The sequence below is a fragment of the Paenibacillus sp. FSL H8-0537 genome, from assembly GCF_038051995.1.
Lineage (GTDB): Bacteria > Bacillota > Bacilli > Paenibacillales > Paenibacillaceae > Pristimantibacillus.
The window spans coordinates 647,544-661,446 of record NZ_CP150290.1; the positions used below are offsets into that span (position 1 = coordinate 647,544).

The 13,903-nt window shown below is 43.9% G+C and carries 12 protein-coding genes and 1 pseudogene; 12 read left to right on the plus strand and 1 reads right to left on the minus strand.

Annotation, left to right across the window (positions count from 1 at the left end; genetic code table 11):
- Nucleotides 1-151: 151 nt before the first annotated feature.
- From MHB80_RS02715 to MHB80_RS02760, 10 genes and pseudogenes are all read left to right on the plus strand, one after another.
- The gene (locus MHB80_RS02715; protein ID WP_341280723.1) at nt 152-808 is read left to right on the plus strand and encodes a hypothetical protein; all 657 of its coding nucleotides are present in this window, start codon (nt 152-154) and stop codon (nt 806-808) included.
- A 385-nt stretch (nt 809-1,193) separates the two neighbouring features.
- Nucleotides 1,194-2,432 (plus strand): molybdopterin-dependent oxidoreductase, encoded by a 1,239-nt coding sequence (locus tag MHB80_RS02720; RefSeq protein WP_341280724.1) that lies wholly within the window; start codon nt 1,194-1,196, stop codon nt 2,430-2,432.
- Between the two features lie 217 nt (nt 2,433-2,649).
- Entirely contained in the window at nt 2,650-3,051 is a 402-nt protein-coding gene (locus tag MHB80_RS02725; RefSeq protein ID WP_341280725.1) for a hypothetical protein, read from the plus strand.
- Nucleotides 3,052-3,201: 150 nt separating this feature from the next.
- The gene (locus MHB80_RS02730; protein ID WP_341280726.1) at nt 3,202-4,017 is read left to right on the plus strand and encodes a response regulator transcription factor; all 816 of its coding nucleotides are present in this window, start codon (nt 3,202-3,204) and stop codon (nt 4,015-4,017) included.
- On the plus strand, nt 4,014-5,168 hold the full coding sequence (locus tag MHB80_RS02735) for a HAMP domain-containing sensor histidine kinase (RefSeq protein WP_341280727.1): 1,155 nt from the start codon (nt 4,014-4,016) through the stop codon (nt 5,166-5,168). Before MHB80_RS02730 ends, MHB80_RS02735 begins: the two co-directional genes overlap by 4 nt.
- 94 nt (nt 5,169-5,262) lie before the next feature.
- Nucleotides 5,263-6,111, plus strand: coding sequence for a sulfurtransferase (locus MHB80_RS02740; protein WP_341280728.1), 849 nt, complete (start codon nt 5,263-5,265; stop codon nt 6,109-6,111).
- A gap of 720 nt (nt 6,112-6,831) precedes the next feature.
- Nucleotides 6,832-7,233 carry a DUF4145 domain-containing protein gene (locus MHB80_RS02745; protein WP_341280729.1) on the plus strand — a complete coding sequence of 134 codons (402 nt, stop codon included), beginning with the start codon at nt 6,832-6,834 and terminating at the stop codon, nt 7,231-7,233.
- A 236-nt stretch (nt 7,234-7,469) separates the two neighbouring features.
- The gene (locus MHB80_RS02750) at nt 7,470-8,342 is read left to right on the plus strand and encodes a hypothetical protein (protein WP_341280730.1); all 873 of its coding nucleotides are present in this window, start codon (nt 7,470-7,472) and stop codon (nt 8,340-8,342) included.
- Between the two features lie 111 nt (nt 8,343-8,453).
- Nucleotides 8,454-9,059, plus strand: coding sequence for a hypothetical protein (locus MHB80_RS02755; RefSeq protein WP_341280731.1), 606 nt, complete (start codon nt 8,454-8,456; stop codon nt 9,057-9,059).
- A gap of 171 nt (nt 9,060-9,230) precedes the next feature.
- A pseudogene (locus MHB80_RS02760) lies at nt 9,231-10,455 on the plus strand (IS256 family transposase).
- A 101-nt stretch (nt 10,456-10,556) separates the two neighbouring features.
- On the opposite strand, the gene MHB80_RS02765 reads toward MHB80_RS02760, so the two are convergent.
- Nucleotides 10,557-11,462 (minus strand): restriction endonuclease, encoded by a 906-nt coding sequence (locus MHB80_RS02765; RefSeq protein WP_341280732.1) that lies wholly within the window; start codon nt 11,460-11,462, stop codon nt 10,557-10,559.
- A 720-nt stretch (nt 11,463-12,182) separates the two neighbouring features.
- Between MHB80_RS02765 and MHB80_RS02770 the strand changes: the two genes are divergently transcribed.
- The gene (locus MHB80_RS02770; RefSeq protein ID WP_341280733.1) at nt 12,183-13,268 is read left to right on the plus strand and encodes a hypothetical protein; all 1,086 of its coding nucleotides are present in this window, start codon (nt 12,183-12,185) and stop codon (nt 13,266-13,268) included.
- Between the two features lie 64 nt (nt 13,269-13,332).
- Nucleotides 13,333-13,776 carry a hypothetical protein gene (locus tag MHB80_RS02775; RefSeq protein ID WP_341280734.1) on the plus strand — a complete coding sequence of 148 codons (444 nt, stop codon included), beginning with the start codon at nt 13,333-13,335 and terminating at the stop codon, nt 13,774-13,776.
- The last annotated feature ends 127 nt before the right edge of the window (nt 13,777-13,903 follow it).

The following is a 13,903-nucleotide window of genomic DNA, read 5'->3' on the forward strand; positions in this document are numbered from 1 at the left end:
CCGCCAAAGTCTATCCTTAGCAAGGAGTGAACTACTGAAACGAAGCATGCGAAGATTCCTCTCGCAATGGTTGCATGTATGCCTTAGCTTGAGCGGCTTTTTCCTGAGGCGGATTAGGAGATATAATAGGAATACAGAGAATGAAGCGGAGGTGAGCAGGCTGCAGTTGTTTGTGATGCAAGCGGTTGTAGGCGGGATAAACCGGAGCAAGACATTTTTGGAGGATAACTTCGTATGCTTGTATGGCCCGGGGCTTGGTAATTTGGGGCCCTTCGACGAGGAAGCGTGCAAGGCACAATTAATTGAGGTTTATCATCTTGAGGGTGCGGCACTGGCTGGGCGTATCGCAGAGCTTCGATTGTTCGTGGAAGTAGTGGCAGACGGCGATTATGTGCTTTTAGCGGATGACGATAAGGTTCATTTTGGCGATTTGGGCGACTATTATTATGTGCTGGATGCAGATAACAGGGAGGACGGCAGCTGCCATCGACGCGGTGTGACCTGGCTCAAAAGCTTGCCGCAGAGCAGGATTGCCCCGGAGCTGCAGTCATTTATAACCAAAGTGATAGCCGAAGGACAATTTCCCGCTAGGTATGAGCAGCCCGTAACCGATTGGCAGATGGAGTTATGGTTGAGCGGGGCTGCGGAAAGCAACGTACAAAGTGAGCAGTCTTTTGACATAGATCATACGACAATTAGGGAAGCGGTGGATATTTTAAGGCTAGCCATGCAGTGTGAGGATGTAGAGCGCCGTGAGAGGGCAGCAGCAGCTATCTTGCAGTATGCGTCTCGTCCTCGCTTTTCGTGAGCTGTGAAGGTGCTGAATAAGGAACTCTACCGCTTGCATGCAAGTTGTGAGTCGTCATTAAAAGTCCCATTAACGAAAACAAGGTACAGCTATCCTCAATTTTTGGAGAAGTCTGTACCTTTCCTAGTCATTACTTTCACTTGCGGCTAGCAAGGAAAAATGTTTGATTGGGCTGTGTGGCTCGTTAATCTTTTTGTAATAAGCTGTTCATACTTTTGTAAGCACTTCGTTGCTGGTTGTTTAGCATTGTTTGCTATGCTTAGTCCGTCATTTCGTAATAGCTTGTGTCAGGCGTTATAATAGTGTTAAAAAGCTGAGAAGAAAGAAAATGATAAGGCGCACATCTTAGTTGAAGATATGGAGCTTGGAAAGGGGATATCTCCGAATGAGTTCATTCATTGAACGTTTGCGCAAGGGCTATGGGAAAAAGCTGGTGTCGCTCCACGCGTGGAACGGGTGGATAGTTGTGATTTTGGCGTTGACAGGACTTATGCTGCTGGGCGGCTTTTGGCGGGGGTTTCTGGGAGAAGGCCGCGTGTGGTTAAAATGGCTGCACATCGTGGTCGGCATCGCTTCGCTGCTGCCCGTCGTTTATTATTTATTTCTCGCCGCTAAGCACTGGAAGCAAATTAAGGAAAAGCCGTGGCAGAAATTTAATGTAATCGTCGTACTTGCGCTGCTCACAGGCTGGTTTTTATCTGGTGTGCTGCTGTGGCAGTTTAGACTAGTGGGGCCTGAAATTTCAAATGCGGCGCTGCTCGTGCATGATTTGCTGACGTGGATCGGCCTGCCTTATATCATCTACCATTCCATTACACGGACAAAATGGCTCAAGCAACCGCATCGTCGTACGATAAATCCGGTTCGTGAGGAGGTCATTCATCCTGCAGCGGGACCGCAAGCGGTTTATTCACGGAGACAGGTAATAAAATGGACGCTGGGCGCGGGGATCGCGATTGCGCTCGGGCCTTCTTTTCTAAAGTGGGTAGGTGGGGCGCTTGGGACTGGTATTGGCGGAGCTTCGTCTATTGACGAGCTTGTTGCGGAGAATGGCAATAAGCTGCTGCCTGAGCCGCAGCCGCTTCCAGCTTCGCTTCCGCCTACGGGCGGCGGTGCAAAAGGAAATTTCCGCGTGTACACAGTGACACCGATTCCGAAATTCGACAATAGCAATTGGTCGTTTACGATTGATGGCTTGGTCGATCAGCGCTTGCAGTGGAATTGGGAGCAGTTCGTGGCGCTGAAACGAACGGTGCAGGTGAGCGATTTTCATTGCGTGACGGGTTGGTCCGTGTACAACAATACGTGGGAAGGGATTCCGCTCAAGGAGCTGCTGAAAAGCGCAGGTGTTCAGTCGAAAGCACAAACGGTAAAATTTTATTCCGGCGACGGTGTGTATACGGATACGTTGACTCTGGAGCAGGCGGATATGGACGACGTCATGGTCGCTGTCATGCATGACGGCAAGCCGATTCCAAGCGATCTCGGCGGACCGGTCAAGCTGATTGTGCCGAAAATGTACGCCTACAAGTCGGTCAAATGGCTGAACCGTATTGAGCTGATCGAAGGGGAGCATGTCGGGTATTGGGAACAGCGCGGGTATGCGAATGATGCGTGGGTGTAAGAGGCTGATGGGAAAGGGCAGCGTTTGGAAAGAGATTAGGGAGAGTGAGTGAGGCATACGTTGGAGTTAGGTGACAAGGGTATGCTTCAGATGCTGTTTAGAGATTTGTAATAATTTAGAAATACTTTTGCAAGCGGATCGTTCTTGAATGGTTAGTTTTGCTTGTTAAGCTGTACTTGCGAAACAATAATAACTATTTTTCAAGGGGGAAACGGTTGTGAAAAAAGGTATTCTGATGGTTATGCTGGTAGGAAGCATGCTTGCGCTGAGCGCGTGCAATGCGAATAACGGGATGAGTAAGGAAAAGATGAACGACACGAATAATATGAGTAATACTAATCAGATGGAAGACAAGACAGACAAGACTGACATGGGCAAGATGGACGAAAAAAAGGACATGGATGACATGGGCAAGATGGACGAAAAGAAGGACATGGACGACATGGGCAAGATGGACGAAAAGAAGGACATGGACGACATGGGCAAGATGGACGATAAGAAGGACATGGACGACATGGGCAAGATGGACGAAAAAAAGGACATGGACGACATGGGCAAGATGGACGATAAAAAGGACATGGACGACATGGGCAAGATGGACGATAAGTCGATGAAATAAGGCGACAAGTAGGCAGCAGTCAACATCGGAAGTAAAAAGATATAATGCTGGCAAAGCACAGCACAGCTGCGCATTGTATTTCAAAAACAGTTCCTCTGCCATTTGGCAGGGGATTTGTTGCTATATAAGAAGCTGGCAGGAGGAACCCGCATGAGCGCCAAAATTATAGTAGCAGATGATGAACAAAATATAACTGACGTCTGCCGCCGCTATTTGGAGCGGGAAGGCTGGGCGGTATGGGTGGCAGCAGATGGCGAGCAAGCGCTTGCGCTGTGGAGAGAGCATCAGCCGGATTTATTGGTGCTCGACCTGATGATGCCGAAGCTAGGCGGAATCGAGGTGTGCGACGTCATCCGGCAAGCAGAGGAAACACCGATTATTATGCTGACCGCCCGAGGGGAAGAAGCTGATCGGCTGCTAGGGCTTACGATGGGTGCAGACGATTATATGACGAAGCCGTTCAGTCCGAGGGAGCTGGTGCTGCGGATCAAAAATATTTTGCGCCGGACGAACCGGCAGGCAGCCGAAGCGGCGAGGGGACAGCAGCTTGTGGGGGCTAGCGGAAGCGGAATTGGGAATGGAATCGGGCTAGGGAGCGGGACGGCAAACGGAATGGTGAATTTAGGCGCTCATGGCAACGGCAACGGAGACCAGGCTCTATTTTTCGACGGATTATCCATCTTCCCGCTGGAGCGGCGCGTCACGGTTAAAGACGTGGAGGCAGAGCTAACGGCGAAGGAATTTGACCTGCTGAGCCTGCTGGCGCAATATCCGGGCAAGGTATTCTCGCGCAGCCAGCTGCTGAATCAAATTTGGGATATCGCTTACGATGGCGATACGACGACGGTGACGGTTCATATCCGGCGCCTGCGGGAGAAAATTGAAGACAATCCGTCCGATCCGCTCTGGATCAAAACAGTCTGGGGAATCGGCTATAAGCTGGATGGGAAAGGGGCAGGCGGATGAGGCTGCGTCCTTATTTAATGCTGGTAAATACGATCAGCATTGCTTTTATTATTATTTTGCTGCTGGTGTTTTATCGGTATATGCTGCTGACGAGAGAGCAGTTCGAATGGCTGACGCTGGCGACGGTGGGAGCGGGGGTCGTGTCGGGCTTGATTTATTTTATGCTGGTGCGCCCGCTAGAGGTTTCGGTAAGGCGGGTGCGGGAAGGGGCGGAGCGTATTGCGGAGGGGGATTTGCAGGCGCGTATAGAGCAGAGAGGTTTAAGGGAATTTAAGCAGCTTGCTGATCAATTCAACCGCATGGGAGCGAGCCTTGAAGAAAGCTTTCGTCAGGTGAAGGCGGCGGAGTCGTCGCAGCGCGAGCTTGTTGCGAATATGGCGCATGATTTGCGGACACCGCTTGCGTCGGTACAATCTTACGTGGAAGCGCTGGAGGACGGCATCATTCAAGATGAGGAGACGTTTAGAGGATATCTGGCGACGATCCGTACAGAAACGATTCGACTCGGCGAATTGATTCAGGATTTATTCGATTTGTCCACGCTGGATGCTGAGCAGAAGGAAGAGGGCCCACGTCAGGAGGCGGTGGTCGAGGATGTGCTGATCGAACTGCTGCCGCGTTTTGCGAAGCCTACGGAGCAGAAGGACCTGCAGCTTAAAGTAAAGCTGCCGGAGCGCTCGCTCAGCTTGTTGATAGAGCCGCGGCATTTGCAACGGATTTTGCAAAATTTGCTGGAAAATGCAGTGCGGCATTCGCCGCAGGGCTCGTTGATTTTGATTGAGGCGGAGGTGTTAGCTGATACCGATAATGTTTCCCTAGCTGCGGTGGCGAGTGCAGCGGGTGATGGGCTTGAAACGGGTCAGCGAAGGGAGCTTAAGCTGGTGCGTTTCACGGTTTCGGATGAGGGCGACGGAGTGCCGGAAGCGGAGCGAGAACGTATTTTTGAGCGCTTTTATCGTTTGGATCGATCGAGGAACAGACAGAGCGGTGGCGCTGGGCTGGGGCTGGCTATTGCCAAGCTGCTCGTAGAACAATATGGAGGACGAATTGGCGTGCAGCAGGCAGGAATGCAGGGAAGCATGTTTTGGTTCACGATGCATGAAGCCGGGACAGGCGCCCAGAGGCATGATCAGCCTGAAAATCGTAATTAATCTTCGAAATGGTTGCTCCTCAAGGGATTTATCGGGTACGATGGCGGTATATAGCTGGGATAAGCCAGACAATAGGTTGGAGGAGCTGAGCGGAATGACTTATTTTAAAAAGGTAGATTGGCTGCTTGAGCGTTTGGGCGCTGAAAATACAGTAATTGTCGATACACGTTATTTGCTGACTGAGCCTGAAACTGGCCGGAAATCTTATGAGGAGGCCCACATTCCGGGTGCTTATTATGCCAATCTTAGCCATGATTTGTCGGGGCCGAAGCGCCCTGATGGAGAAGGCGGACGCCATCCTTTGCCAGAGCCGGAAGTGTTGGCCGCTTTTCTGGGGCGGATTGGAATTGACAATCATGCGACAGTAGTCGCTTACGATAACCAAGGCGGAGCCATGGCCTCGCGCCTGCGCTGGCTGCTTGAGTGGATGGGACATGAGGGGCAAGTGTATGTGCTGGAAGGCGGATTCACTGCTTGGCAAGCAGTAGATTATCCCGTTAGCTCAGAAGAGCCAGTTGCGGTGAAAGGGGTTATTTTTGAGCCAGCTTTGCGGGATGAGATTCTAGTAAGCCGCTCTTATGTGAAGGAGAGCATCGGCAAGGACGGGATCGTGATTATTGATTCGCGTGAAGCGCCTCGCTATCGGGGGGAAGTTGAGCCGATGGACCCGGCGGCCGGACATATTCCGGGAGCGATTAATCATTTTTGGGTGGAAAGTCGTCATGTGGATGGCGTGTGGAAGTCGCCAGAGGAGCAGGCGGAACGCTTTGCGGGGCTTTCGAAGGATGATGAGATTATCGTTTACTGCGGTTCTGGCGTTACCGCTACGCCGAACTTTTTTGCGCTGCAGGAGGCCGGGTTTAAGAATGTGAAGCTTTATGCAGGGAGTTGGAGCGATTGGAGCTCGGATAGTGGGAATCCGGTGGCGGTGGGGGAAGATTAAAAGCTGAGAGGTATTTATAGTATGCGGCTCATGAATACATCGCCATATGGGGCTTATGCCTTGGGCGATGTATTTTTTATGCTCGAAGTCAACACGGAATCAACACGGAGTCAACGTCTGATTAGTGAAAATACTTACAGCGTGATTGTCCAGAATATATTCTTACACTTTTATTATAGAACATGTTCAATGTTTCTCGAACAAAGATATGCATTGAATCAACAAGTGAAGAACATTTGATGCGAATCAACGGAATATCAACATTAATGCTGAGAATTAATCGAGTTGAAACGTATCATAAGTGACGGCGAAAAATTAAGTGAAAAAGTTCGTCTCGCCATATATTCACCCTGTTCCTAGCTGTTGTGATGAAAGATAATTCAAATAGAGATATGGTCGATAGGTTTTGGAATAAGCTATACTAGGAATTTCATGAAGTTCGCAAACTTAATGTTAAGATAAATCGTTATAATTCTTAAAAACAATTATTTGGGGGTATTTATTTTGAGTAAAGAAAGCCGACAATTCATTACATATTGTTCGTATTGTAAAGATAAGTAATTATTTTCTATAATATGTACTTATGAAGATGTAAATAGAAAGAATGAAGATGATAAAGAGTACGCTTTTTCGTTGTGTAACAAATGCAGACGACCATCTCTATTTTATAAAGAAGATATATTTGGTATAGGATTTATTTACTGGGACTTTGATATGTGTGTGTTTCCTAAAGATGAAAGAATAGTAAATTATAGCATTCCTCAAATTGTAAGAGAATCCTATGATGAAGCAGTAAGATGCGAGAAAGCGAAAGCAGCAATAGCAGTAGTAGTAATGGTCGGAAGATCTTTAGAGGCAATTTGTAAAGATTTTGTTCCAGATTCCAAGACAATAAACTCGGGATTGAAAATGATGAAGGATAATGGATTTATTAGTGAAGAACTTTTAGAGTGGTCAAATGAATTAAGGTTTTTAAGGAATCAAGGGGCTCATGCAACCAGCAAAAAGATAACTTTAGAAGACGCAGAAGATTCATTGGATTTTTTACAAGCAATACTTGAAATTCTATATCATCTTAGACCACGATTTAAAGATATTAAGAACAGACGAGAACAAGAATAACGTGAGTCATTCAAGACGGCAGTGACTACGTTTAACACCGTGTTCACACTTTGGGTCATTCGGTTCTCGGTCCGCCCGAAGCATTTTCAAAGAAGCGGATTCAGGCGGACAACATCTGCTAGACTGGCTGACTGCGCAAGCGCAGTCGGTCACTTCGTGACCTTAAGCCTCTCGCCGTCGTGAATGCAAGAACGTTATATGACACGGGGGAATTTTAAAAAAGGTGGTTGTCGAATTTGAGGATAAAGATTCCACAAAAATTAATAGATTTAAAACTTAGTAAATACATTGAAGTAGTGGAGGAACTCCAGCATATAAGTAATAAAGTTCTATCTGAAGTGGTCTCTGAATCCAAAAGGATTAAAAAAACTAAACCCTCCCTTTTTATTGGTATTGTCATTATGAAGAGAATGCTTGAATGTAGTGGTTCTATTAAACTATTAATTACATTAGGACATAGAAGAGATGCCTCTATATTGCTTTTGAATCTAATTGAAATGAGATTAGACCTTATGTATATAGCTTTGGATGATACACATGCTGATGAGTGGCTAAATCATGATAAAGAGCATACAAAACCATGGAAAGTAAGTTTCTTATTTCGATCATTATACTTGAATCAGAATGAATTGAATGCGGAACAATCAAATTACAAAAGATTTTCAATGTCAAAACACGCTAACCCATTAGGTGGACTAATGAGTTTCCCAATAGAAGTTACAAATAGAGCATTACTAATTAATGAAGAAGAAAAGAATTCCACATATACCTCAATTGTTTATTATTTTGCTTGTGGTGTTGAAATCTATAGAATATGCAACACAACATTAAAAATAGCTAAGCAATTAGGATATGATATGGAACAAGTCAATGAATCTTTAGAAATAATATTTGAATTCTTGAGGGGATTATTCGACCGAGATACTCTTGGGACTGTTCAAGAATTATTGTATAATATTGAGAAACCGCAGCTTTGTAATAAATGTTGTGCAATTCCACAAGGTCACGTTGAAATTACTTGTTTGCTAAGACAAGGGGATTTTAAGAGAAAACAGATTTTTTTAAAAAATGCACAATTCATTTGTGAAGCATTTACTGAAAAAACTTGAGAGTAATGTAGGATGCACCACACTTGCGGGGCAACCCAGTCCAACCTTGATCGTCTTGGTTTCGTGGGTACAAGAATATTTAGAAGTAACTGACTTGAAAGGAATGATTTTATGAAAGTGCCACGGGGGAGATTTAGAAACGATGAACTTCGTTCATACCAAATACAACTGAAAGATAATTTAAAGCAATTATTTAATATTGATGCTATTCAGGAAGAATGGTCTTCAATGAGGGATGAATATAATCTCTCAATCTATTCTCCACGGTTAGATGTAGCAGTAGGTCCATTTGCAACTCACGAACGCTTAGGGCATATATATGATGATATGTTATTAAATCCCGAAATCGAAGGATTTTTGAGGAGGTTGGTTGAATATAACCATATCAATTTAGAAAGATATGGAGATGGATTTGTTCTTCCTAGCCAATATGAAGATATCCTTTATATGAACCATAATGCAAGATGTTTTTTGGCGGTTGAAATAGAGCATTTAGTTAGCAGAAAGCATTTAATGGGTGGAGCTATTAATGCCTCAGCTCTTGGAAGATTTGGGATAGTCATTCCGTGGTCAGACGAAAAACTTAGGGCATTTGTTAAATTAGTCCGATACCTTCAATATCTTCGCTACGCTGAGAAAAATACATTCAATACTTCGAATCTACTGATTGTAACCAAAGAGCAAATGGATACAGCTCTATTGGAAGTAATAGGGTAAAGAAATCTGAATGTAGCTCAAGACACTGTCAATTTAAAAGTGTAACCTCTGAATACAAAATCTAGAAACTGAAAAGCCTATGCCTGATTTGGAGGAGTCTGTAAAATATTCTGTATAAACTCTCAAAACCTATTACAATAAAAGAAAGGCTGGTTTGAGGGGATGGCACCGATGGCGAGATTCAATAAGGAACAAGTGAAGGCGTTTGTGAAGGAAAACAACCTCAAAACGATGGAAGTTGTGCAGTCGGCATTGAAGGAGCTATTTGCAGAGACGCTGCGCTGCAATCCATGCTGGAGGCCGAGCTCGATACGGAGCTAGGTTATGAGAAGCATGATGTGAAGAACAAAACGACACGTAATAGCCGTAACGGGAAAACGAAAAAGACGGTAACGACCGAATACGGCGAAGTGGAGATTACCGTCCCTCGTGATCGTCAAGGTGAGTCTGAGCCCGTGATTGTAAAGAAGCATCAGTCCACCGTCGCTGGCATTGAGGACCAAATCATCGCCATGTACGCGAAAGGTGTCAGTACGAGGGATATTGGGAATCACCTCCATCATCTGTACGGAATAGACGTCTCACCCAGGATGATTTCGAACGTGACGAACAAAATCGTACCCCTCATTAAAGAATGGCAGAATCGGCCGTTGCAGGGCAACTACGCGGTCGTATTTATGGATGCGATTCATTACAAAGTGAAGCAAGACGGAGCCATTGTGAACAAGGCAGCCTACATGGTCATTGGCATTGATTTAGATGGCAATAAGGACGTATTAGGCATGTGGATTGGGGAAAATGAGTCCGCTAAATTTTGGCTCAGTGTCTTAAACGAGCTTAAAAACCGGGGTGTACAGGACATTCTGATCACCTGTGTGGATAACCTCACGGGCTTCTCTCAGGCGATCTCGGCCTGTTATCCGAACACCGAGATTCAGAAATGTATCATTCACCAAATCCGCAACTCCATCCGTTACGTTTCGTACAAGGATCTGAAAAAGGTAACGGCTGACTTAAAGCCGATCTACAAAGCGGTCACTGAAGAAGCCGCTCTACTCGAATTAGATCGCTTTGAAGAACAATGGGGAAGCAAATACAACTCATGGTGAGCTCCTGGCGTACCAACTGGGATGAGTTCGCCACCTATTTCAAATATCCACCTGAGATTCGCAAGCTCATTTATACGACCAATATGATCGAGAGCTACCACCGTCAGCTTCGGAAAGTAACAAAGGGAAAAAGCATTTTCTCCACCGACGAGTCCCTCCTCAAAATGCTTTATTTGGCGACCATGGACGTTACCCGAAAGTGGACAGGACGTGTGCAGAATTGGGGACAAATACTCCTCCAACTCTCCGTCTTTCTCCCTGAACGGATCAGTCAGCACCTTCGTTAACTTTTGCTTCAACAGAGTTTACACAAAATTGTTGACAGACCCCCAAAGGACCCTCAGCACTGGCCTTCATTGTATCAAAAGTTTATAAATATGGTTTATCATTACTTCCCGTACTTTCTTCTTTTATTTTCAATAAGTATGTCCAATCTTTCCGCCCAATCGCTTCCCAAATGAGCATTCAACAGAATATTAATATCTTCATATGACCAGATTTGAATTCTTTTATCAAATTTTTTAAGATTATCGTTTACATATCCTGTACAGAAAATGACGCCCCGGTTCACTTTTTTATCCATAATAACATCTCGAAATGCTCTAACTGTTTCTAGTTTTAATTTAGTCGTTTTATATAATTTGCATTCGACATAAACTTGTTCTCCACCATCAATTCTTTCAATATTAGCTATAATATCCTTTCCTCCATCACGGGTGGCTTTCGTCCATTCTGTTTCATATCCCACACTTTCATATAAATACTCAATTAACCACTCAAACTCTACAGGTTTTAACATCATTAATTTTTCTAGAGGATTTTCAAACTGTATGAATTTAGCCATTATAATTTCTGAACACTGCTCAATACCAATTATTCTGTCATCAGGTAAATTAGGTTGTGCATACAAATAGCTTTCTAATGCTTTCATTGCATTGTATGGACAGGACGGTAACAATTCTAACACCCATGTTAACCCTTCCCATGCATCTTGGCCGTTTTCTATTCGCCTATAAACCTCGCTTTCTAGTGCTTCGTTTGCCCTAGTCACAAAATCATCTATATTAGAGTTTCTCATGGTAATGTAAGAGTTATAGTTTGACAAGTCTAGCGGTCTGTTTATCGGTACAAGCAAAGCTCTCAGTAATTTTTTTATTTCTCTAGTTGAAACATTTGGGATATCCTTTATATATTCATCTAGCCACTCATCATCAGGGAATCTGCAGAAAGGATACACAGATTTATCACCAGCTAAAATAAGTTCTAACCATTCAGAAAGCGATTCATACTCCATAAATACTCCTCCTACTCAACATGTGGTTTACACTATCTTTTCCCTATTTATCTATCAGTATACTCATTTTTTCAAGCATTTGCTCTTGCATTCTGTACAGCCCAAAACATGACAATAGCTGGGCGTGAAAAAGATATAGAGGAACTTGCGGAAAAGGTTATGGCGGCTGGAGTAAGGTATTCTTTTTGAGATTCTTACAGCAGCGCAAGTCCACAGGACGACTTGGATAGCTAGGGCTGTAGTGTGCTGAAAGTGTTTTATGAATATGGAGTTAAACCCGGTTTTAACCAGTTAAACGATGTTAAACCGCCTTGTTGGCAAGAGCTTTAAATGAGCTTTTGGCTTGAAGTTGCTGGCGTTAGGCGGTCGGAGCGGAGTGGTCCGTGTATGCCTGTTTGAAGTCGAATTGAGGACATACATTCTCTTGGAGTAGCCAAACTTAGGAAGTTGAAAGTGAAAGAAAGTCTCGGGAGAGCGCATATCCAAATAGGGGATTTAAGCTGTAAGTATGTACCAGATAGCAAGTGTTTCTGGGTAGCAATGAGGGTTCGTCGGGGTGAGTTGAATTGTAAGAGCTTGGGGTTGCTGACGCTGTGCGGTAGGATAAGTGTAGACGTTGTATCTTTAGTTCTGGCCTACAGCAGGAGTGACCGAGCTTACGGTCCTCAAGCTCATTGATCTGTAAATCACAGAAGGTCCTGCAGTAATACATAGGTGGGTATGTTGTTACTAGTCAGTGTACATGGTTCTCATCAGGTGGCACTCGTTTTTATTGATGCTAAGGAACTTCTTATTGAATTTCCAGATGAAAATGCCTATTACGAAATTACTGCATTAAAAAATACAGACAACAAATTCAATTGGTCTACAACAATTGGTTCTTCTGAAATGGTATATAGTAAGAGAGAGATCATTGTTAGCGAACTCTCAACAACATTTTCAATGGAATCATTAGCAGATGTTATTCTGCAAGCTGATCAACAAAGCATTCAACAGTATCTTGATAATAATGTGGTATTTGAGGAAGCAATCCCAGTCCAACCAAGAATCCTTCCACTTGTAGTGCTTGGAGTATATGGACTAAGTGCTTCAGCCATTACTGCAATTGAGCTTACCATGGTCGGTTCATTAGCAGTAACCACAGCAGCTGCAGTATCAGAGCTATTGAATCAAAAAAAAGCAACCAGTACACTTTCATACCCTGCCGATACTACTGCGGTAACCCTGCCAAACTGGGCTGAGTTCACTGGTACTTCCACCTCCGTAACAACTTCCGGTCAAAAACATATGGAGGGCGCTCTAACACAAACAATTGCTAATCGGATTAAAAACAACAACAACAATAGCTCAAATGATTTGGAGATTTTCACATCATCACTCAATGTTAAAGGTAGTGTTATGGTCGTTTACAATGTAACCTCATCAGCTACTGGAAAAGTAAATAGACATTTGGGGAATTTTCAAGGCGGGACTAAAGTCGACGCAACAATTGCAGATGAAACATTAGATTTAAACGGGTATACTGTATTTATGGTTTATAATCACAATACCGGAAAAGTATTTCATGCCCACTTTGTTCCAACTGCTCTCAGAGCTAAAGAATTATCCTACAATCGATACAAATACCAGTATGATATTCAATTCTACCCCAAGTTTTCAAGATCAGCTGAATTCCTTGAGAATAATGGGCGTTCTGCCACTGAGCAAATGAGATGGGAGCAACGTTACTCCAATTCTCTAAATAATAGAAATGGGTCCCTTTTAACTGATAGTAGAGGATATAAATCAGTAGTACCTAGAAAGTAGTACAAAAAAACCAACCCAAGTCCCCTAGATATTAGGGAGACTTGGGTTCACAGGAGTGAATTGGATGGAGTTTGATTTTTTCTTGAGGGTGATGCAAGATCGATTTAATATGGACGGTGATTATCACAGTTTAGAGTTTATGTTTTCAGATACTAGATTTAATATGAAGAAGATGAGTGATTCACATATCTTAGTTGAAACGGATGCAATCAAACTTACGATAGAGTCGGCTCATTCAAAGATAGATGGAAGTGATGAGGATTTTGCAAGCATGATTAATTTCACTAGATTATCACGTGTAGTCGTCATTGAGGTAATAAATATAAAAAAAGATAGCAACGACCTTGCCAAAGCAGTTGAATTAATTTTGTCATACTTTCATATCTTATTATTTGAAGACAGTAAAAACTTAGATACGGGTCACATTGAAATACATGCTATTAAGCTGGGGAAGGCAACAGTAAATAATCAAGTTTTTCAAGTTTTTTCCGATCCAAGAGCGCTTTAAACTGCTAATTTTGATCATTTGTTAAGCGAATGGGGAGGGCATCTGAAGAATTTTTGAGTTCATATGCCAACAAAACAACGCTTCTGCTTAATTCCATCTTTATTGAAAAATTTTTTAGCCCCTTTTG